At 72.9% G+C, this 20,157-nt stretch carries 15 protein-coding genes; 8 read left to right on the top strand and 7 right to left on the bottom strand.

Annotation, left to right across the window (positions count from 1 at the left end; all coding sequences use genetic code 11):
* Window positions 1-137 precede the first annotated feature (137 nt).
* Window positions 138-1,037 carry an Fpg/Nei family DNA glycosylase gene (locus ER308_RS06235; protein WP_131154173.1) on the bottom strand — a complete coding sequence of 300 codons (900 nt, stop codon included), beginning with the start codon at window positions 1,035-1,037 and terminating at the stop codon, window positions 138-140.
* A gap of 1,447 nt (window positions 1,038-2,484) precedes the next feature.
* Complete coding sequence (locus ER308_RS22010) at window positions 2,485-7,629, bottom strand: Lhr family helicase (protein WP_205745940.1); 5,145 nt, start codon at window positions 7,627-7,629, stop codon at window positions 2,485-2,487.
* Window positions 7,630-7,894: 265 nt separating this feature from the next.
* Here ER308_RS22010 and ER308_RS06250 point away from each other — a divergent pair, with 265 nt between their 5' ends.
* The 4 genes from ER308_RS06250 to ER308_RS06265 all read left to right on the top strand — a co-directional run bounded on the left by ER308_RS06250 (window position 7,895) and on the right by ER308_RS06265 (window position 12,363).
* Entirely contained in the window at window positions 7,895-8,326 is a 432-nt protein-coding gene (locus tag ER308_RS06250) for an ATP-binding protein (protein ID WP_131154174.1), read from the top strand.
* Window positions 8,327-8,381: 55 nt separating this feature from the next.
* Complete coding sequence (locus tag ER308_RS06255; RefSeq protein ID WP_131154175.1) at window positions 8,382-9,149, top strand: RNA polymerase sigma factor SigF; 768 nt, start codon at window positions 8,382-8,384, stop codon at window positions 9,147-9,149.
* A gap of 51 nt (window positions 9,150-9,200) precedes the next feature.
* Window positions 9,201-11,333: a transglycosylase domain-containing protein gene (locus tag ER308_RS06260; RefSeq protein ID WP_131154176.1), complete on the top strand. Its 2,133-nt coding sequence runs from the start codon at window positions 9,201-9,203 to the stop codon at window positions 11,331-11,333.
* Window positions 11,334-11,448: 115 nt separating this feature from the next.
* A complete protein-coding gene (locus tag ER308_RS06265; protein WP_165491859.1) occupies window positions 11,449-12,363 on the top strand; it encodes a diacylglycerol/lipid kinase family protein in 915 nt (304 codons plus the stop codon).
* Here ER308_RS06265 and ER308_RS06270 read toward each other — a convergent pair.
* Complete coding sequence (locus ER308_RS06270) at window positions 12,360-13,088, bottom strand: glycerophosphodiester phosphodiesterase (protein WP_131154178.1); 729 nt, start codon at window positions 13,086-13,088, stop codon at window positions 12,360-12,362. The two genes, ER308_RS06265 and ER308_RS06270, sit on opposite strands and share 4 nt — an antisense overlap.
* Window positions 13,089-13,643: 555 nt before the next feature.
* Here ER308_RS06270 and ER308_RS06275 point away from each other — a divergent pair.
* Entirely contained in the window at window positions 13,644-13,895 is a 252-nt protein-coding gene (locus ER308_RS06275) for a WhiB family transcriptional regulator (protein ID WP_131154179.1), read from the top strand.
* A gap of 82 nt (window positions 13,896-13,977) precedes the next feature.
* Here the strand turns inward: ER308_RS06275 and ER308_RS06280 are convergent, their stop codons facing one another.
* Together ER308_RS06280 and ER308_RS21415 are read right to left on the bottom strand one after the other, a co-directional pair.
* Window positions 13,978-15,444 carry a sensor histidine kinase gene (locus ER308_RS06280; protein ID WP_131154180.1) on the bottom strand — a complete coding sequence of 489 codons (1,467 nt, stop codon included), beginning with the start codon at window positions 15,442-15,444 and terminating at the stop codon, window positions 13,978-13,980.
* A 32-nt stretch (window positions 15,445-15,476) separates the two neighbouring features.
* The gene (locus ER308_RS21415; RefSeq protein ID WP_165491860.1) at window positions 15,477-15,746 is read right to left on the bottom strand and encodes a sigma factor-like helix-turn-helix DNA-binding protein; all 270 of its coding nucleotides are present in this window, start codon (window positions 15,744-15,746) and stop codon (window positions 15,477-15,479) included.
* Between the two features lie 114 nt (window positions 15,747-15,860).
* Between ER308_RS21415 and ER308_RS21420 the strand changes: the two genes are divergently transcribed.
* A complete protein-coding gene (locus ER308_RS21420) occupies window positions 15,861-16,979 on the top strand; it encodes a DUF6183 family protein (RefSeq protein WP_165491861.1) in 1,119 nt (372 codons plus the stop codon).
* A gap of 142 nt (window positions 16,980-17,121) precedes the next feature.
* Window positions 17,122-17,685, top strand: coding sequence for a DUF5317 domain-containing protein (locus ER308_RS06295; protein ID WP_131154183.1), 564 nt, complete (start codon window positions 17,122-17,124; stop codon window positions 17,683-17,685).
* A 99-nt stretch (window positions 17,686-17,784) separates the two neighbouring features.
* Here ER308_RS06295 and rsrA read toward each other — a convergent pair whose 3' ends face one another.
* Complete coding sequence (gene rsrA, locus ER308_RS06300) at window positions 17,785-18,024, bottom strand: mycothiol system anti-sigma-R factor (protein WP_131154184.1); 240 nt, start codon at window positions 18,022-18,024, stop codon at window positions 17,785-17,787.
* A gap of 5 nt (window positions 18,025-18,029) precedes the next feature.
* The gene (locus ER308_RS06305; protein ID WP_420826246.1) at window positions 18,030-18,686 is read right to left on the bottom strand and encodes a sigma-70 family RNA polymerase sigma factor; all 657 of its coding nucleotides are present in this window, start codon (window positions 18,684-18,686) and stop codon (window positions 18,030-18,032) included.
* Between the two features lie 365 nt (window positions 18,687-19,051).
* Between ER308_RS06305 and ER308_RS06310 the strand changes: the two genes are divergently transcribed.
* Complete coding sequence (locus ER308_RS06310; RefSeq protein WP_131154186.1) at window positions 19,052-20,086, top strand: hypothetical protein; 1,035 nt, start codon at window positions 19,052-19,054, stop codon at window positions 20,084-20,086.
* Window positions 20,087-20,157 lie beyond the last annotated feature (71 nt).

Raw genomic sequence — 20,157 nt, forward strand, 5'->3', positions numbered from 1 at the left:
GGCACACGTGTGTCGGGGATCGATGCGCCCGGAGCGATGCGTCTCGGGGCGATGCCTGTCGAGGGCGACGCGTGTCGGGGCGATGCCTGTCGGGGCGATGCCTGTCGAGGGCGCGGCGACGCGCGGCCGGGGGTCGACTAGGCCTCGCGTGCGTTGCTCGCACGGTTGTCGGCTTCATGATCCGGGCGGATGGTGGCCGCGGCGACGGAGGGCGACCGTGAGGGTCCCGGGCCCTGACAGTGCGGACACCAGTACGTCAGGCGTGCGTTCGTTCCCTGACGAGCCACCGCGATCGGAGTCGCACACCGCGGGCACGGACGCCGCGCCCTTCCGTAGACGTAGTGGCGGTCCGCACCACCCGAGCGCGCAGCGGCCGTCACTCGCTGTGGACTGCGATCCGCGACGTTGGCCTGCAGCAGCCGCATGGCCGTGCGGAGGAGAGCGTCGCGAACCTCGCCATCCAGCTCCCCGACGGGCGTCCACGGGTCGATCCCGAGGATGAAGCACACCTCGCACCGGTAGACGTTGCCGACGCCCGCCAGCACCCGCTGGTCGAGCAGGGCCTCCCCGATCGGGACATCGGGTCGTCGATCGAGCCGTCGACGCGCCTCGTCGAGGTTGTCGCCGTCCGCGCCGAGCGGATCCGGGCCGAGTGCCGCCAAGGTGGGGTGACGGGCCACCTGCTCGTTGCTGAGGAGCTCGCAGACGGGCGCGGAGAAGCACACCGCCACCCACTCCGCGGTGCGGATCCACACCTTGGCGAGGTGCGACGGCTTGCGCCAGCGCTCCCCCGGCGGGTACAGGTGCCAGGAACCGCTCATGCGCATGTGGGTGTGCAGCGCGAGTCGGCTCGGCTCGAACCAGACGAGCAGGTGCTTGCCTCGGGGTTCGACCGTGTCGACGTGCTGGCCGACCAGGCGTCGCGGGTCGAGCCGGCGCACCGCCGGGGAACGATCGCCGACCTCGGTGACCTCCCGTCCCTCGAGCGCGTCGGCCAAGGTCACGGCGGTCCGGTAGATCGTGTCGCCCTCGGCCATGCCGCGACGATACCCGCGTCCGACGCGCGAGGCGGCCTCGCGTCGCACGGCTCGCCTGCGCGATCCGCGGATCCACAACCGCGGTCGCCCGATCCCCGCCCCGATCGCCCGCCCCGCCGCACACTCACCCGCATGGCCGAGGATTTCAGCCGTTGGCAACGCATCGCGGAGCTTGCTCGCGCGCAACGCGGCATCGTGACGATCCCTCAGTGCGAAGCGGAGGGCGTGCCGGCCCGGACCGCGTATGACGCGGTCGTGCGCCGCGGCTACCAACGCCCGTACGACGGCGTTCTCGTCATGCCGGGAGTCGAGCTCACGCCGGATCTCCGGGCCCTTGCGGTGATCCGGTCACTGCCGGCCCCCGCGGCCGCATCCGGATGGCTCGCGGCGTGGGCGCACGACTTCACCCGCCGTCCGCCGAGCACACCCGAGCTCCTCACCGACCCCCGCACGGCCCGCCGTCGACGGGAGCGCTGCCTGCTTCGCGGATCCCGGGCCTTCGACGTCATGCCGACCGTCGAGGTCGATCAGCTCCCGTGCCTCTCCCCCTCCTGGGTGGTCGCCGACCTCGCGGGTCGCATCGAACAACGGCTTCTGCGCAGCCTGTTGATCGACGGCCGCCAGCGTGGCTGCTTCGACCTCGAGGACGTGCGGGCAGTCGCGACCGCCGGGCCGCGGCTGCCCGGACGCGCGGCCCTGATGCAGCTCCTGTGGGAACTCGATCCGGTGCGGTGCGACTCGGTGCTGGAGCACTGGACGCGTACGGCGATCTGCGACCGATCTGCCACCGCCCGCTCCCGAGCCCGTCCCGGCACCGCTGCCCACCCGGACCCTGCACCTCGACATCGGCTGGCCCGATCACCTGGTGGGCGTCGAGTGCGACGGGCTCGGCAGCCACTCCTCACGGGCGCACCTGGAGAAGGATCAGCGGCGACACAATGCGTTCGTCCTCGGAGGGTGGCAAGTCCTCCGGGTCAGCTGGTGGAGGCTCGAGCACGACCGCGCCGGGTTCCTCCGCGAGCTGCGCGCGCTGCTGGAATCGCGGGCCGTCGAGGGTCGGCCCGGACCTTGAGCGAGCCGCGGAACGCGCCGATCGCACGGATCCCACCGTTGACGGACCGGTCGCCGCATGGATCCGGGCACTGAGCCGCCTTCACGTGCGGTCCCCGCATGGATCCGGGCCTGAGCCGACTTCGCGTGCGGTCGCCGTACGGATCCGACTGCACCAGATGGTCGAGATCACCCTCGCGCAGAATCTTGCACGCGTTTGTGCTGTTCAGGCGCCGATCCATTGCACCCGATCGACCACGTCACATTGGCGCACGATCTTGCGCCAAGTTGACGTCGTCGAACGGGTGCAAGCCGCGTCGGGCGGGCGCAAACCGCGTCGAACCCAGCCACGCCACCGGGCGCAAGCCGTCGAGCTGGCGATCCGGTCGGCCAACGGTCAGCCGCGCAGGACGAGTCCGCGCGGGTGATCGGTGAAGCCCGCACTGCGCAGCAGGTCGACGAGCTCGTGCCCGTCGGGCTCCCGCCCGTCGATCCGCTGCAGCCGCACGGCGTCGATCCGGCCCGAGCGGGCGATCGTGGCGACCCCCTCCGCGGCCACCCTGAGATCCTCGGGATCGTCCGAGAACGACAGCAGCGATCGTCCGCCCCGCTCGAGGTACGCGACGAGCCGGCCACCGCGGAGCACGACGTACGCTCCCGCCACCCGCCGGGCGGTCTGACCGCCGGTCGCCCGCGGGGACGGCCACGTGAAAGCGCCGCCGTACGGGTTCGCCGGGTCGGTCGCGGCGAGGACCACGGGCCCGTCATCCTCCTCGCGGGGCTCACGGCAGGCCCGCAACCGATCGACGGCACCGGGGAGGGCGAACTGCGCGCCACCGAGCCCTTCGATGAAGTAACCGCGTCGTGCCCTGCCGGCGTCCTCCATGGCGGTGAGGACCGGATAGACCGCACTGAACCCGCCGGGCAGTTGCTCGCCCGCAACGGAGGCGCGGGTGAGGACACCGTGGCGGTCGAGCAGCTGCGCGGCCAGTGCCGACGCCCGCTCGGTCCCCGCCGCAGCCCGCGTGTCCCCGCCACCGCTCGAGCCGTTCGCCGCTGCCGGGGCGTCCGGATGCCCCGCACGGTTCGGACGCCCCGCGCCGCCCGGATGCCCCGCACCGCCCGGATCCCCCGACCCATCCGGATCCACCACGCCGCGCGCGTCCGGGTGAAGGGGGACGGTCAGATCCGCCACCGCCGCCCATCGTCCCGTTACCGACGGCGGCCCCGACCGCTGCAGGGATCGCGGTGCGCGCCGCCGAGACGCGCGCGACCCGCCACTCGCACGGCGGCGCGGCGCGGTTCCGCCGCCGACCAGCGCACGCAGCGGAGTGACGGCGTCGTTGGTCACCAGGCCGGCCCACACGAGATCCCAGAGCGCGTCGAGGACCGCCCGTTCCTCGTCGCCGACCGCGCCCCGCGTGCCGGCTACTGCGAACAACTCGGGCCAGAACGCCGGCCCCCGCCCGGTGAGACGGTCGAGCAAGGCCGCGTGACGGTCGGTCCACCAGTCGGGAGGTTCGCCCGGGGGATCGCCTCGCACGGCAGCGCGGGGATCGACCGGGACCGGGGCGAGCAGCGGCGCCTGGTCGCGCAGGTAGAGCGCGACCAGGCCGTCGCTCTGGCCGAGGGCCCCGTGCCCCACCCACACGACCTCGCCGGACGCGCACAGCTCGTCCAGCCAACCCGGCTGGTAATCGCGTACGCGGGCGGCCAGCACGTCGCGCTCGAGCACGCTGGCGGGCAACGGCAATCGCTGCAGCTGCTCGACGACCTCGAACACGCGGTCCACGCCCCGCGCCTGCGATCCCACGCCCTGCCAGCCCGGCAGGAACCGCGCGAGCGCCTCGGGCTCGACGGCCTCCACCTCCTGGCGCAGCACGGCGAGGGAGCGGCGGCGCAGCCGTCGCAGGACCTGTGCGTCGCACCACTCGCGGCTCGCCCCGTCGGGACGGAACTCTCCCTGGACGACCCGGCCTTCCTGTTCCAGCCGGCTCAGCGCCATGGCGGCGGCGTCCGGGGGGAGGCCGAGCCGGTCAGCGACGTCGGAGGTTCGGAAGGGCCCGTGCGTACGCGCGTAGCGCGCGACGAGATCGACGAGCGGCTCGGCCACGGGCTCGAGGAACGCGTCCGGCAACCCCGCGACCGGAGGGGCCCCGAGCCCGTCGCGGAAACGGGCGGCGTCCTCGGCGGCCGCCCAGCGCTCGTCACCCGCGATGCGCAGCCGGTACGCCCGACGCTCACGTTCGAGGCGGGCGAGCCACGTGGCCACCTCGTCCTCGGTGGCTCGCGCACGTGCCGCGACCTCGTCGACGCGCAGGTCACCGATCTCGCGCAGGAGATCGTGAAGTTCGTCGGCGGAGCGGGCACGCCGGTCGGCCTCACCCTCGGGCGGCTCGAGGCGCTGTGTCGCGGCCTCCACCGCGGCGAGGGCGTCCGCGTCGATCAGGTCGCGCAACTCCTCGTTGCCGAGCAGCTCGGCGAGCAGCTCACGGTCCAGCGAGAGGGCCTGTGCCCGCCGCTCGGCCAGCGGCGCGTCGCCCTCGTACAGGTAACTGGCCACGTAGTCGAACAACAGGGACGAGGCGAACGGGCTCGCCCGGTCGGTCTCGACGTGCGCGACGCGGACCTCGCGGCGCGCGATGGCCCGCAGGAGCTCCACGAGGGCCGGGACGTCGAACACGTCGGACAGCACCTCGCGATACGTCTCGAGCAAGACCGGGAACTGGCCGTACTTGCTGGCGACCGTGAGCAGGTCACTGGCCCGCTGACGCTGCTGCCACAGCGGCGTGCGCCGGATCCCGTCGCCGCCGCCGACGCGACGGGGCAACAGCAGCGAGCGGGCGGCGCACTCCCGAAACCGGGACGCGAACAAGGCCGAATCGGCGAGTTCTCCCACGACGAGGTCCTCGACCTCGTCCGGCTCGATCAGCACCGCCTCGGCCAGCCGTCGGCTGGTCTCGTCCGCCGAAGCACCGGTACCCGGCGACGCACCGGAACCCGCCGGTCCGGGACTGTGGGCGTCGAACGGGTCGTCACCCGCGGCCCCCCAGCCGAGCGGCTCCCACGGCGCGGTGTCGGGCAGCCGCAGCACGATGCCGTCGTCGGCGTGGATCGACTGGACCTCGACGCCGAGCGTCTCACGGATCCGCGCGGAGATGGCGAGTGCCCAGGGGGCGTGCACGCGCCCGCCGAACGGCGACAGCACGCACACCCGCCAGTCCCCGATCTCGTCCCGAAAGCGTTCGATGACGAGCTGCCGGTCGCTGGGCACCGCCCCCGTCGCGGCACGCTGCTCGTCGAGGTAGGCCGCGAGGTTGCCGGCCGCGCGCTCGTCGAGCCCGTAGCCGGACTGGAGCCGTTCGGCCGAACGCTCGGGCTCGGCCTCGCCGTGCTCACGGAGGAAAGCCCCGAGCGCACGCCCGACCTCGATCGGCCGACCGATGCCGTCCCCGTGCCAGAACGGGAGCTTGCCGGGCTCTCCGGGCGCCGGCGCGACGAGCACCTGATCGCGGGTGATGTCCTCGATCCGCCAGGTCGTGGAGCCGAGGGTGAAGGTCTCGCCCGGCCGGGTCTCGTAGACCATCTCCTCGTCGAGCTCGCCGACCCGACGACCGCCACGGCCCGGGCCGCCCTCCTGGCCGCTCACGAGGTACACGCCGTAGAGGCCCCGGTCGGGGATCGTGCCCGCGTTCGTGACCGCGAGGCGCTGCGCGCCCGATCGACCCTCGATCTCGTCGCCGACCCGGTCCCACGTGATCCGGGGACGCAGCTCGGCGAACTCGTCGCTCGGGTACCGGCCGGCGAGCATGTCGAGCACGCCGTCGAGCTGGCTGCGGGTGAGGTCCGCGTACCCCGCGGCGCCGCGCACGACCTCGAGCAACCGATCGACGGGCCACCGCTCGAGCGCGGTCATCGCGACGATCTGCTGGGCGAGCACGTCGAGGGCGTTGCGCAGGTAGCGCGTGTGCTCGATCTCGCCCTCGCGCATGCGCTGGGTCACGACCGCCGCCTCGAGCAGGTCGCCCCGGTACTTCGGGAACACCTTGCCCACGCTCGGCTCCCCGACCTGGTGGCCGGCCCGGCCGATGCGCTGCAGGCCGCTGGCGACCGAGCCGGGCGACTCGACCTGCACGACGAGGTCGACGGCCCCCATGTCGATACCCAGCTCCAGCGAACTCGTCGCGACGACGCACGGCAGCGTGCCGGCCTTGAGCTGTTCCTCGATCTGGGTGCGCTGCTCGCGGGCGACGGAGCCGTGATGCGCCCGAGCGACCGGGGGCAGGTCCTCGGGCACGGCGTCCCCGGCGGCCTCGGCCTCCGCGACCCGACGCTCCGCGTCGAGTTCGTTGAGGCTCGCGCAGATCCGCTCGGCCAGCCTCCGCGAGTTCGAGAACACGATCGTCGAGCGGTGTGCGCGCACGAGATCGAGGATGCGCGGATGCACCGCGGGCCAAATCGAGGTCCGGCGTTCCCCGCCGGCGACCGTCCCACCCGTCTCGCCCTCCGGCGGGGCGACGACTTGCCCCGACGCCGGGCCGCTTACGGGCTCGGCGGCCGGCTCCACGAGCCGGCTCATGTCCTCCACCGGCACGACGATCTCGACGTCGAGGTGCGGGGGCTCGTTCGCGTCCACCACGGTCATCGGCCGGGACTCCCACGACCATTCGGGCGCCGCCGACTCGACGGATCCGCCGGACGCCGACGATCCGTCGTCCTCCTCGGAGGCCGCCAACCCGTCGGAGGTCCCGATCCCACCGGACCCTCGGATCCGGTCGGACCCGCCACCATCGCCGGCCCCCGGGCCACCCGAATCGGCCGTCGCCCGAGCGGCCTCGCCGTCGCGCACCGTGCCGCCCGCCAGTCCCCCTGCCAAGAACCGCGCGACCTCGCCCAGCGGCCGCTGGGTCGCCGACAACCCGACGCGTTGCAGCGGCGCGGCCCCGGGGTCCGCGGCCCGGCGCAAGGCCTCGAGCCGCTCGAGCGACAGCGCGAGGTGCGCGCCGCGCTTGGTGCCCGCGACGGCGTGGACCTCGTCGACGATCACCGTCTCGATCCCCGCCAGACCCTCTCGGGCCCGGGAGGTCAGCACGAGGAACAGTGACTCGGGCGTGGTGATCAGGACGTCCGGGGGCGTGCGCGCGAGGCGTCGTCGCTCCTCGGCCGAGGTGTCGCCGGTCCGCATGCCGACATCGACGGTGGCTGCCGGGACGCCGAGCCGCTCGGCCGCGCGGGAGATCCCCGCCAGCGGAGCACGCAGGTTGCGGTCGACGTCGTAGGCGAGCGCCTTGAGGGGCGAGACGTAAAGGACGGTCGTTCCCGGCGGCCGCGAGGGCCCCTCGACGAGCCGGTCCAACGCGGCGAGGAAGGCCGCGAGCGTCTTGCCCGAACCCGTCGGCGCACTGACGAGCACGCTGCCGCCCGCCCCGGTGGCCGCCCACGCGCCGCGCTGCGCCGGGGTCGGCTCGGGGAACGTCGCCTCGAACCACGCACGCGTGGCTGCGCCGAAGCGCGCGAGCGGATCAGCCTCCGTCGTGGTCACCGACCTCCTCCGTCCAGGCTCTCGAGCCGACCGCCGGCCCTGTCCCTCCGGGCATGCTGCCACGCGGGTGGGACAGCCTCGTGCGCTGGGAGTCTGCGGTTCCGGGTCCACTGTCGCCGGCTCGACGCCCGCGGGCGACCTGTCCGAACGCCGTATCGCCGCACGGCACGGCGTACCCCTACGGCCGGTCGCTAAGCTGGGGGATTCGCCCGAACATGTGGGCCGGGCGCCACCTCAACCGGCCCGAAGGGAGCGCGAGACGCCTGTGGAAGCCCCGACGGTCACCGTGCGCATTCCGCCCGACGCGGAGCACGTCCCGCTGTTCCGAACGACGGTCGCCGGCATCGCCGCCCGCGCCGATTGCACGCTGGACGAGGTCGAGGACCTGCGGATGGGCGTCGAGGAGGCTGCGGTGCTCCTCCTGCGCCAGGGCGGCGGCGACCGCATCGACCTCGACGTGGTCATCGGCGAGGAGGCGCTGGAGGTCTCGGTGGCCCGCGCCGCGATGGCGACCGACCCGATCGAGGAAGGCACGTTCTCCTGGCAGATCCTCTCGGCACTCTCGGACGAGCTCCGACTGGAGCACAGCGAGGGCACGGGCCGGATCGTCCTCGTCAAGCACCGCAACCAGGCTCGGGACCCCGCGCCCGCGGTGAGCCCGCAGGCCGGGGCCGCGGGCAACTCGGAGGCATCGTGAACTCACCGATCCTCGCGAACGGTCCGACGTCGCCGGATCAGAAGGGCGCCGGCTGATGAGCACGCAGCAGTACAGCCGCGAGGACACGAAGATGCTCTTCGCGAAGCTGCAGGAGACCGGGGATCCCGCGATCCGCGAAGAGCTCGCGCGCCTGCACCTCCCGCTGGTGGAGTACCTGGCGAAGCGCTTCAAGGATCGTGGCGAGCCCCTCGACGACCTCGTGCAGGTGGGCAGCGTCGGGCTCCTCAAGGCGATCGATCGGTTCGACCTCGACCGTGGGGTCGAGTTCTCGACGTACGCCACGCCGACCATCGTCGGGGAGCTCAAGCGCTACTTCCGCGACAAGGGCTGGGCGATCCGCGTCCCGCGACGGCTGCAGGAACTCAGCCTGCGGCTCAACAAGGTGGTCGCGCAGCTCACCCAGGATCTCGGCCGCAGCCCGACGGTGGCGGAGATCGCCCGGGCGGCGGAGGTCAGCGAGGAGGAGGTCCTCGAGGCCCTGGAGTCGGGCCAGGCCTATTCGACCACGAGCCTCGACGCGCCCGCGGGCAACGATGAGGAGGACACCCCCATGCGGCTCGACCGCATGGGCGAGGAGGACGTCGCGCTCGACAACCTCGAGTACTTCGCGTCCCTGGCGCCGCTCATCGAACAGCTGCCCGAGCGCGAGCGGGAGATCCTCTACCTCCGGTTCTTCAAGGGGATGACCCAGTCGAAGATCGCCGAGCACGTCGGCATCAGCCAGATGCACGTCTCGCGGTTGCTGTCCCGCATGCTCGAGTTCCTGCGCCAGGGCATGGAGGGCGAGGAACCGATCGGGTAGGCGGGGGCCCGACCGCTTCACTCTCCCCCGGCCGCCGCCGATATTCCCGGTGTGCGCCGCACCACGCTGTCCACCTGTCTGGGATTGCTCGTGCTCGGCCTCGCCGGGTGCGCCTCGCCGGTGCGCCTGGATCTGCCCGATCTCGACGCCGAACCGCAGTCGGCGCCCGTCCAGTCCGAGGTCTACGACGCCAGCGGCGAGCGGATCGCGATCTTTCGCACCGATCACCGGGAACCGGTCCGGTTCGCGGAGCTCCCCGAGGTGCTCGTCGCGGCCGTGATCGCGGCCGAGGACCGCCGGTTCTACGAGCACGGGGGCGTCGACGCCCGATCGATCGCCCGGGCGGCGATCGCGAATCAGCGAGCCGGAGCCGTCGTCCAGGGCGGGTCGACGATCACCCAGCAGCTCGCGAAGAACCGCTATCTCCCCGAGGCCGAACCGACACTCGACCGCAAGGTCACCGAAGCACGCCTGGCCCTCGAGCTCGAGGACCGCATGTCGAAGGACGCGATCCTCGCCGACTACCTCAACACGATCTACTTCGGCGAGGGCGCGTACGGCATCGCCGCTGCCGCCCGCACGTACTTCGACACCGACGTGGCCGACCTCGACCTCGCGCAGTCCGCGCTGCTCGCCGGCATCATCCCGGAGCCGGTCCGCGCGAGCCCGCATCACGATCCCGAGCGGGCGCGACAGGCCCGGGCCGAGGTGCTCAGGCGCATGGTCGAGACCGGCGCGATCGATCGTCCGGCCGCCGACGAGGCCGCGACCGCCGAACTGGGCCTCGCCGATCCCCCCGAGCCCGCCGAGACCGAGCATCCGTTCTTCGTCGACCTCGTGCGCCGGGAGCTGCTCGCCGACCCGCGGCTCGGGGACGATCCGGCCGCGAGGTTCGAACGGGTGCACGGGGGCGGGCTCAGGATCGAGACCACGATCGACCCCGAGGTGCAGGCGGCGGCCGAGGAGGCGGTCGCCACCCATCGCGAGCAGCTGTCCACCGGCGACGACGACCCCGAGGTGGCCGCAGCCGTGCTCCGGCCCGGCGACGGGCACGTGCTCGCGGTGGTCGGGGGCAGCGATCACGACGAGCGGCCGTTCGACCTCGCCACCCAGGGACGACGCCAGCCGGGCAGCGCGTTCAAGCCGTTCGCGCTCATCGCCGCCCTGGAGGACGGTTACCGGCCGGGCCAAACGATCGACTCCGGATCGGTCAGCCTCACGATCGACGAGTACGGCGAGCCGTGGAGGGTCCGCAGCAACACGAGCGGGCCCATGCCCCTCGACCGGGCGCTCGAGGTGTCGTCGAACGGTGCTTACGCCCGCCTCGGGCACGAGCTCGGCGGTGGGCGCATCGCCGAGGTCGCGCAGCGTCTGGGGATCGACGCGGATCTCGGGACGCACCCCGCGCTCGCGCTGGGTGGCTTGCGCGAGGGCGTGACCCCGCTCGAACTGGCGGCCTCCTACGCCACGGTGGCCGCGGGTGGGGTGCACGCCGAGCCGCGAGCGGTGGCCCGCGTGACGGACAGCGACGGCCGGACCGTGATCGACGACGAGCCCGAGCAGGAGGTCGTGCTGGACGAGGAGGTGGCGTGGCACGCGACGGAGGCCCTCCGCGGCGTCGTGCTGAACGGCACGGGGCAGCTCGCCGATCCCGGTCGCCCCGCCCTCGGCAAGACCGGCACGAGCCAGGGCTACCGCGACGCGTGGTTCGCGGGCGCGACACCCGAGCTCGCCGCGAGCGTGTGGATCGGGCACCCCGACCGGGCACGCCGACTCGAGGGACCGTCCGGCGCCCCGATCGAGGGTGGCTCCTGGCCGGCTCGCATCTGGCGCGACCTGGTCGTCGGTGCACTCGGGGACGGCGAGGAACGCGACTTCCCATATCCCGAGCACCTCGAGGTGACGCGGATCGTGGACGACCGACAGGGTTGCGTGCTCGACGCGGCACCCGGCGCCGAGCTGGTCGAGGCCGTCGACGAGGGCGAGGCGGTCAGAGGGTTCGCGGACGCGCAGCCCGTGGTCCGCACCCGCCTTCCCGGGGAGCTCCCCGAGCGGGCGTGCCCCGAGCCCACCGACGCGGACGAGGAGGACGAGGCGGAGGAGGCGGAGGACGAGGAGCCCGAGACCGAGGACGAGCCGGACCCCGAGACCGACACCGCCGAGCCCGCGGAGGACGACCGATGACGACGCCGGACGGGCAGGTGCTAGCGTCCCGTTCGTTCGTGCCCGTGCTGTCGGCCCCGCCGGCCGGGAGACGGTGACCGGGGGCCGGCGACCCTCCGACGCGCCCCGGAGTCCCGTGCGCGCTCTCCTGCTCTACAACCCGGCGGCGACGACGACGACCGCGCGCGTGCGCGACGCGATCGCCCAGCTGCTCGCGTCCGAGCTCAAGCTCGAGGTGGCGCCCACCAAGCGTCGCGACCACGCCTCGTTCCTCGCGGCCGGGGCGGCCGATGAGGGTATCGACGTGGTCGTCGCGCTCGGCGGTGACGGCACGGTCAACGAGATCGTCCAGGGCGTCGCGCACTCGCGCGTGCTGCTCGCGGTCCTGCCCGGCGGCTCCACCAACGTGTACGCCCGCGCCCTCGGGCTGCCCAACGATCCGCGCGCGGCGACGCAGGAGGTCGTCGACCTCCTGCGTCACGGGCAGCATCGCCGCGTCCCGCTCGCGAGCGCGAACGAACGCTACTTCTGCTTCGCGGCTGGCCTCGGTTTCGACGCCGAGGTCGTCCGCAGGGTCGAGCAGCGTCCGCGCGTCAAGCGCGTCGTCCGACAGGGCGCCTTCGTGATCTCCGGCATCGGCCCCCTGTTGACCGCATCGGATCCCCGCCGGGCCGAGATCCGGGTGACCGCCGACGGGACGACCCACGAGGGGTACCGGTCCGTCGTGTGCGGCGCCGCGCAGCCCTACACCTACCTGGGTCCGTGGCCGGTGCGGCTGTGCCCCGACGGCTCGCTCGACCGCGGGCTCGCGGTGACCGCGCTCACGCGTCTGGGACTGCCAGGGCTGCTGCGCCTCGCCCGGGTCGCGCTGTCGGCGGGGGACGTGAGGCGGCTGCCGACGGTGGACGCCTGGAGCGACCTCACCGAAGCGCATCTGCTGAGCGACCGACCGTTGCCCCTGCAGCTCGACGGCGACTACGTCGGTGAGCTGACCGAGGTGTGGCTGCGACGGGTCCCCGCCGCGTTGTCGGTCGTCGCGCCGCGGAGCTAGCCGGCCGCGAGGTCGGCGAGCGCCTTGACCACCTCGCCGGGACGGTTGGTGCAGATCGCGTCGACGCCCAGCCGCACGAGCCGCAGGACCTCGTCGAGGTCGTCGACGGTCCAGACGAACACCGCGAGTCCCTCGGCGTGCAGCGCCGCCACCTCAGCGGGCGCGAGCCCGTCGGCGTCGATCGGCGGACAGATGATCTGCGCCCCGTACTCGACCCCGAAGTTCGCCGCCTGAGCGAGGCTGAGCGTGCCCAGGTGCAAGAGCCCGGCCGGCACGCTCGGCAGGGCCTTCGCGATCGCCGACACGGTGAGCGGGTTGAACGAGCTCGTCATCCAGGGGCGCTCGTCGATCCGACCCTCGAGCAGTTCGGTGACCAGCTCGACGGTGCGTTGATCGTTCTCCTGGTAGTCCACCTCACCGGGATTGTTCTTGATCTCGACATCCACGCCGAGCCCGTCGGGCAGGTCCGCGAGGACCGCCTCGAGGCCCCAGACGCCGAGGCTCGAGAGATCGTGCGCTGTCTGCTCGATGAGGGGCGTGCCGTCGGGCGTCGTCGGATCGTGGTGCACGACCGGGACGTCGTCGGCGCTGCGCCGCACGTCCAGCTCCACCCAGCGCGCTCCCGCTTCCCATGCGGCGAGGAACGCGGCTGGCGTGTTCTCGGGCGCGACGTGCGGGGCGCCGCGGTGACCGACCACCGCCGGGGCGTCGTAGAAGGGAAACATCGCAGGGCAGTCTACGAGGTCGGCGCAAGGTCGGCTCACCCGTTCGGACGGCGGAGTGGGAACGAACTCCCCCCTTTACGTCGGAGCCGGGTGCCGCTAAGCTTCTTGTGAAGTCAGGCACAAGCCCGGAGCATCGGCCTGTGCCTGAGGGAGCCGAGCCGGGCCTGAGGGAGCCGAGCCGGGCCTGAGGGAGCCGAGCCGGTCGCGCGCCGAGCCCCTCGGTGGCGCGCGCTGCTCCCGCCCTGTGCCCCTGCGTTCGAGGGCGCGGGCCGGCGAGCTGGCGTGGACACCGCGTCCGCCCAGCGACCCGTACCCGCGGCGGAACCGGCCCGTCAGGTTCCGCAGGCAACGGCACGCCGTGGCGAGACCGCGCCACATGGAGAACGACCCAGCAAGGACGACAGCACAGCGCGATGCGCCCCTTGTGCGCGCCTTCACAAGGTGGCGGAGGTCGCGCTCGACGACGAGAGACAACGCCATGCCGGCATCGACCGATGCCGGGCTAGCTCCGAGACCGATAATCACGACGGCGAGACGAAAGCGAGTTCACCCCCCATGGACTGGCGTCAGCAGGCAGCATGCATCGGCGAGGATCCCGAGCTGTTCTTCCCCGTGGGAAGCACCGGCCCTGCACTGGAGCAGGTGGAGCGAGCCAAGGCCGTCTGCCGGCGGTGCCCCGTGATCGAGGAGTGCCTCGAATGGGCACTGGCCACGAACCAGGACGCAGGTGTCTGGGGGGGCATGAGCGAGGACGAACGCCGAGCGCTGCGGCGCAACCGCCAGCGGCGTCGGCGGGTCGCCAGCTAGCCAGCCAGCGGCGTCGGCGGGTCGCCAGCCAGCCAGCGGCGTCGGGTCGCGGGACGAGAGGGGCGCGGGTCGTTCCGCGCGGTCAGGGCAGGGGCAGGACGAGCTCGATGGCCGTCCCGGTCTCCTGCTCGAGGGGTTCGAACGTTCCCCCGAGTTCGCTCTCGGCCAGGGTCCGTGCGATGCGCAGGCCGAGGTGGGCGGATTCGTCCAGGTCGGTCGGCATGCCGACCCCGTCGTCGCTCACCAGCACGCGCAGGGTCGTCGAGCCGCGTTCGAAGCCGACGACGATGCGGCCGCCCGTCGCGCCGTCCTTCCCTCGACCCTCGGACGAGGGAAAGGCGTGCTCGACCGAGTTCTGCAGCAGCTCGGTCAGCACGAGCGCCAGCGGGGTCGCGACCTCGGCGGGCAACTCGCCCGGGTCGCCCTCGACGGCGAACTGCACGGGCGCGTCGGGATCGGAGAGCCCCTCGCCGAGCATCCGGACGATGCGCTCGGTGATGCCCCCGAACGGGAGCCGCTCCCGGGACTCCTGGGACAGCGTCTCGTGAACGAGTGCGATGGACGTGATCCGCCGAACGGACTCGTTCAGCGCGGCGCGCGCCTCCCCCGATCCCAGCCTCCGCGCCTGCAGCCGCAGGAGCGACGCCACCGTCTGCAGATTGTTCTTCACGCGGTGGTGGATCTCGCGGATCGTCGCGTCCTTGACCCGCAGGGCCCGCTCGTGTCGCCGCAACTCGGTGACCTCGCGGACGAGCAGCAGCCCTCCGACCACGTTCCCGGCCTCGATGAGGGGCAGGAGGCGGCGTCGGATCACCGCGCGCTCGCGCTCGACCTCGTCGTCGACCGGCCGTCCGTGCTCGAGGCCCGCTCGCAGATCCTCGGGTGCGGGATCGAACGCGTCCAGCGCGTGGCCGGTGACCTTGTCCAGCGTGCCGAGACGGCGGTAGGCACTGATCCCGTTCGGTGACGCGAACGTGACCGTCGCGGTCTCGTCGACCCGCAGGGTCCCGTCGCCGACCCGCAGGAGGTACTCCCGCTCCTCGGGCTCCTGCTCCGGGTACGGGAACGTGCCGTCCGCGAGCATCTGGGCGAACTGGCTGGCCGTCTGCAGGTAGGTGAGCTCCAGCTGTGAGGGGGAGCGCGCGGTCGACACGTTGGCCTCCCGGCTGATCACCGCGACAACTTCGTCGCGGAACCGCACGGGGATGGCCTCCTCGCGCACCGGCACACCGAGCGACCAGTCCGGATCGGCGTCGCGGATGACCCGCTGCTCGTGCACGGCTCGCCCGAGCATCGGGCGCTGGCGCACGTCGTAGACCTCGCCGACGAGATCCTCGGCGTAGATGGTCTGCGCGGTGTACGGCCGCATCTGCCCGACGCACAGGAACGACTCGCGAACTCCCTCGTGGGGCACGGGCACCCACAGCAACAGGTCCGCGAACGAGAGGTCGGCGAGGATCTGCCAGTCGCTCAGGAGACTCTGCAGGTGCGCGATGGCGTCCTCGCGCAGGCCCACCCGATCGCGGAGCAGGTCCTCCGGTAGGGACACGGGTCGCTATCCCTCTCGCGCAGTCGACATGATCATTTCCCGAGGAAGCGTTCGAGACCCTTGATGGGTCCGACCTCGCGGATCCGCTCGAATGCACGCGCCTCGATGCGCTTGACCTCGGCGATCGTCAGGCCGAGCCGCTCGGCGACCTCGCCCGGTCTCGCGGGCGTGCCGTCGGCCAGACCCATGCGGTGCTCGATGACCTTGCGCTCGATCTCGGGCAGCCGCGACAGGACACCCGACAGCTTCTGCCGCAGCGCCTTGACCGCGGCTTCCTCGTCCCCGCGTTCTGCCTCGCTCATGCTCCGAAGGCTAGCGTGCCTGCCCCGACGTTCGGGACCGAATCGCGGCCCGGATGGCCGAGCGGTCGAATCGGGGACGCGCGCGCCGGCCACACCATGGGTAGCCTCGCGACCGTGGACGACCGCACGACCTACGACCTGCAGGGGCTCGTCGATGCCGCCGACGACGCCGAGCTCCTCGCTGCGGTCGATGGCCTGTGTGGGGGCCGGCAGTGGGACGCCCTCGAGGATCTGGCGCATCGGTGCCGTGCAGCGGTCGAGCTCGGACGTCAGCTCTGGGGCGTCGCGATGCACATCGACTACCGGCTGGCCCGCGAGGCACCGGCCGGCCACGCGGCGCGGGCGGTCGCACCCGGTGCCGGTCGCTTCGCGCTGGGACCGCTCACCGAGGTCGTGGCCGCGCAGCACACGTGGAGCGAGCTCGCCCCACACCTCGTGGACCCGGCGACGCGTTCGACAGTCGCACAGGAGCGCGTGCTCCGCGGTGAAGACCTGTGCCACGCGGACGTCGCCGCCGAGCTGCCGCTACGGCTCGCCCCCTTCGAGCCCTCGTACCCGCTGCCGCACTATCGGGACCGGTCCGCACGGTTCCCTGCGCCCCCGAGCGCGACGAGCCCCACCGGACCCCCGCGTGAACTCCCTCACGCGGATCCCCGGCCGACCGACGACGCGGCGCGCGCGCTCCACGAGCTCGCTGCCACCTGGGCGACGGAATCGACCGGCACCGTTCGGGTCGTCGCGGCACACGGCGACGGTCCCGAGGGGGTCGGCTTGCTCACACCGACCGCGCGCGTCGAGGAGATCAGCGGGGACGAGGCCCTGGCACTGATGCAGTGGGCCGGTGCGAGCGGAGGGGCGCGTGGACGCCGACGCGGTGGGGCCGCGGGTCGTTTCGCCGCGTGGTGGGCCCTCGCGGCAGTCGCCGGCCTCGATTGGGACGACGACCCGGAGGCGCTGGCCGAGGAGCTCACGCTCGTCGCGGGCGAGCTCCGCATGTGGCGATGGGCTCCGGCCACCGACGCGCCGCGCCCGATCGAGGAGCCAGCGACTCCCGAGACCCCCGCGAACGGCACGACGCAGACGGACCCCGCGACGTCCGCGACAGCCAGGATCCCGGACGGGCCCGGCGGTGAGCAGGGATGGGTCCTGCGCCTGGCGATCGCCGATCCCTTGGATGGCCTCTCGTGGGTGATCGACGCCCACGACCGCGTCGACAGCGCGTTGCCGGACTGACCCGCTCCACGCGCTCCGGTCGGCGGGCCGGCGATGTGCGAGGATCCGCGCGACCGCGCTCGCATCAGCCGCGGTCATGGTCGGGTCCGGCCCGCGCGCCGGAACCCGCGAGCGAAAGAGCTCGACGCGACCCGGGGTACACATGCCTCTCGTGCTGGCGGTCCTGGTGGCGGCCGTCCTCATCGGCTACGCCCGCGGCGGACGGCTGCGCGCGCTCGCCACCCTCGATCTCCGCCGACCCTGGCTGCTCGCCGTCGCCGTCGTCACCCAGCTCACGGCGGCGGCCACACGCTTCGTCGGCGAGGGGACCGTTGAGGCCCTCGGACCCCCACTGCTCGCGGTGGGATTCGCCGCCGTCCTGCTGTTCCTGCTCGCGAACCGCCACCTGCCGGGGATCTGGTTGGCGTTCGTCGGCGTCGCGCTCAACACGCTCGTGATCCTCGCCAACGGCGCCATGCCGGTCTCGCCACGAGCGCTCGAGGTCGTGGGTGACGCCAGCGCCGCGCTGCCCGGCGGTCGCCACGCGTTGCTGGACGCGCGGACCCAGCTTCCGTGGTTGGCGGACGTCATCCCCGTGCCACCGCTGCGCAGCGTCGTCAGCGTCGGCGATCTGGTGCTCGCGGCGGGCGTCGGCTGGCTCGTCGTGCGTGTGATGGGATCGGCGCCCCCGCCGCTGGAGGGCGCCGGGGCCCCCGAACAGGGGTAGCACCGCCGCACGCGGGCCCTGAAAGGATGACGGGCGCGGACTGGCCCGAGCGGGGAGACCCGGGCGGACGATGACCGGGCGGACGTCGCCCGGGGGAGATCACTCGAGCCGCGGATTCGTGCCGAGCCGCCCGATCACGCGGTCGAAGAGCTCGGGCGGGGCCGCCTCGCGGCACTTGGAGGCGAGCAGCGCTCGGACCTGCCGCTCGAAGTCCGCGCGCTCGAGGCACGGTGGACAGTCAGCGAGGTGATCGGCGAGCACCTGCGCGACATCCTGCGGACACTCGTCGTCGAGGTAGGCGCTGAGGTCCGCGAGTATCCGCTCGCAATGGTCCTTCATCGCGCTCAACGCTCCTCCGTCGCGGATCGGGCGGCGGCGGACCCGCGTTGCGTGTCCTCCACGGCGGCTGCCTCCTCGGTCTCGACCTCGTCGGGGATCACGAGCCCCCGACGAACGGCCAAGTCGTACAACGCGCGCTGGAGGGCTGCTCTTCCCCGATGCAGCCGGCTCATCACCGTGCCGACGGGCGTGTCCATTATTTCGGCGATCTCGGCGTAGCGGAAGCCCTCGACGTCCGCGAGGTAGACGGCGATCCGGAACTGCTCGGGCAGGTCGGCGAGGGCCTGGGTGACCTCGACGTCCGTGAGCCGCTCGAGCACCTCGGTCTCGGCCGCCGCGTGGGTGGTGGAGCTGATGCGGTCGTAGAGGCTGAACTCCTCGTCCGCGTCGGCGGAGACCTCGTCCGGCCGGCGCTGCTCCTTGCGGTAGCCCGAGATGTAGGTGTTGGTGAGGATCCGGTAGAGCCATGCCTTGAGGTTCGTCCCCGGCCGGTACTGGTGGAACTTGTCGTACGCCTTCGCGAACGTCTCCTGGACGAGGTCCTCGGCGTCTGCGGGGTTGCGGGTGTAGCGCAACGCCGCCGAGTAGAGCGCGTCGAGGTGCGGGAGCGCATCGCGGACGAACCGCTCTTGACGCTGCTCGTCGCTCAGTTCCTGACGCACCGGATCGCGACCGGGCGCCACGGGTTCGTCGGCCGCTCCCTCCGCGCCCGACGAGGGCGTGGCGCCGGCGGGCTCGCTGGATGGCAAGGATCCTCCGATTCGCGGATGTGCGCCGGCGAAGGCATCCACCGGATCGGCGTCGACGGCAGACCTGCCCTCGACGCCCGTCCAGTTTACCCGGTTACCGGTCCACCACCGCGTCGTGACGGCTGCCCGGTGGACGGGGTGGGACGAGTCCACAGGCCACCACGAGGGGCGGGACAGATGAGTGACTCTAGAATAAGATAGGCATCTCTCATGATGTTCCATTGTATCCAGAAGCGTCCGCCGTCGGAGTGCCGGCGGCACCGGAGGATCGCGTGCGCGTGCGGGACGAGCAGGGCTGGCTGGACGACCTCCCCGACGAGGAGGCCCCCGCGACTTCCGATCGGAGCCGCCGGCGGCGGCTCGTGCTGGCGGCGGCGGTGCCCTGGTTGCTCCTGCCGCTGCTCCTCCTCGTCGCACGCGGCGGTGGCGAGGACAACGCGGCCGAGGGCGTCACCCCGGAGGAGGAAGCACCGCGGCTGGGGGCCACCGAGCAGGGGATGGCCGACGAGGCCGGCCCCGAGGAACCAGCCGACGAGGCCCGCCCCGAGGAACCAGCCGACACGGACGCCCCCGAAGAATCACCCGACGACGAGGCCACCCCCGAGGAACCACCCGACACGGTCGCCCCCGAAGGGCCGCCCGAGGACCCGACGGGCGACGCTGCGGCCCCCGGGCCCGACGGCGGGGCGGGCGCACGAGGGGGCTGGACCGGTGCACCTCTCACCACGGACGCCGCGACTCCCGTGGAGGGCCGCGTTGCCGCAGCCGCCGAGCTCGGGGTTCGGACCCACGTCACGTCGCTCGGTGACGCAGCGGCCTACGTGGACCACGCGCGGGCGGAGTGGGCGGAGGAGGTGGGCCCGTTCACCGTCGTGCGGGTCTCCGCGCTGGTCCTGACCGGAAACGAGGACGGCTGGGAGGAGGCCCGCATCCACCGCTTCGCCGTCGCACTGCACGACGACCCGGGGTCCGAACCGCGTGCGGCGGGCCCCCCATGGGAGGTCGCGGCACCCGAGCCGGTGCCCGCCGACTCGGACCTGCCGGACGCCGGACCGGCGTTCGAGGAGGCGGACCAGCCGCCCGATGGGCTCGAGGCCGCGCTCCGGGAGGCGGGCTACGAGGAGCCCACGGACGTGGTGGCGCACGTGGCCGCGGAGCTACCCGATGCGTGGCTGGTCACCTTCGAGGCCGAGACCGCATCCGACCCGTCGTCCACGCGCCAGGTCCTCGTGACCGGCGAGCCGCCGCGCGTGATGGGCCTGCCACCGGACCCGTCGGATGAGCGCGCGCCCCCCGACGACACCGAGCGCTGAACCGACCCGCAACCGTCGCGAACGACCGAAGGGAGCCACGATGTCCCAGACCGCACTCACCCGGACGGACG

Origin of the sequence: Egibacter rhizosphaerae, from assembly GCF_004322855.1 — a bacterium.
GTDB lineage: Bacteria > Actinomycetota > Nitriliruptoria > Euzebyales > Egibacteraceae > Egibacter > Egibacter rhizosphaerae.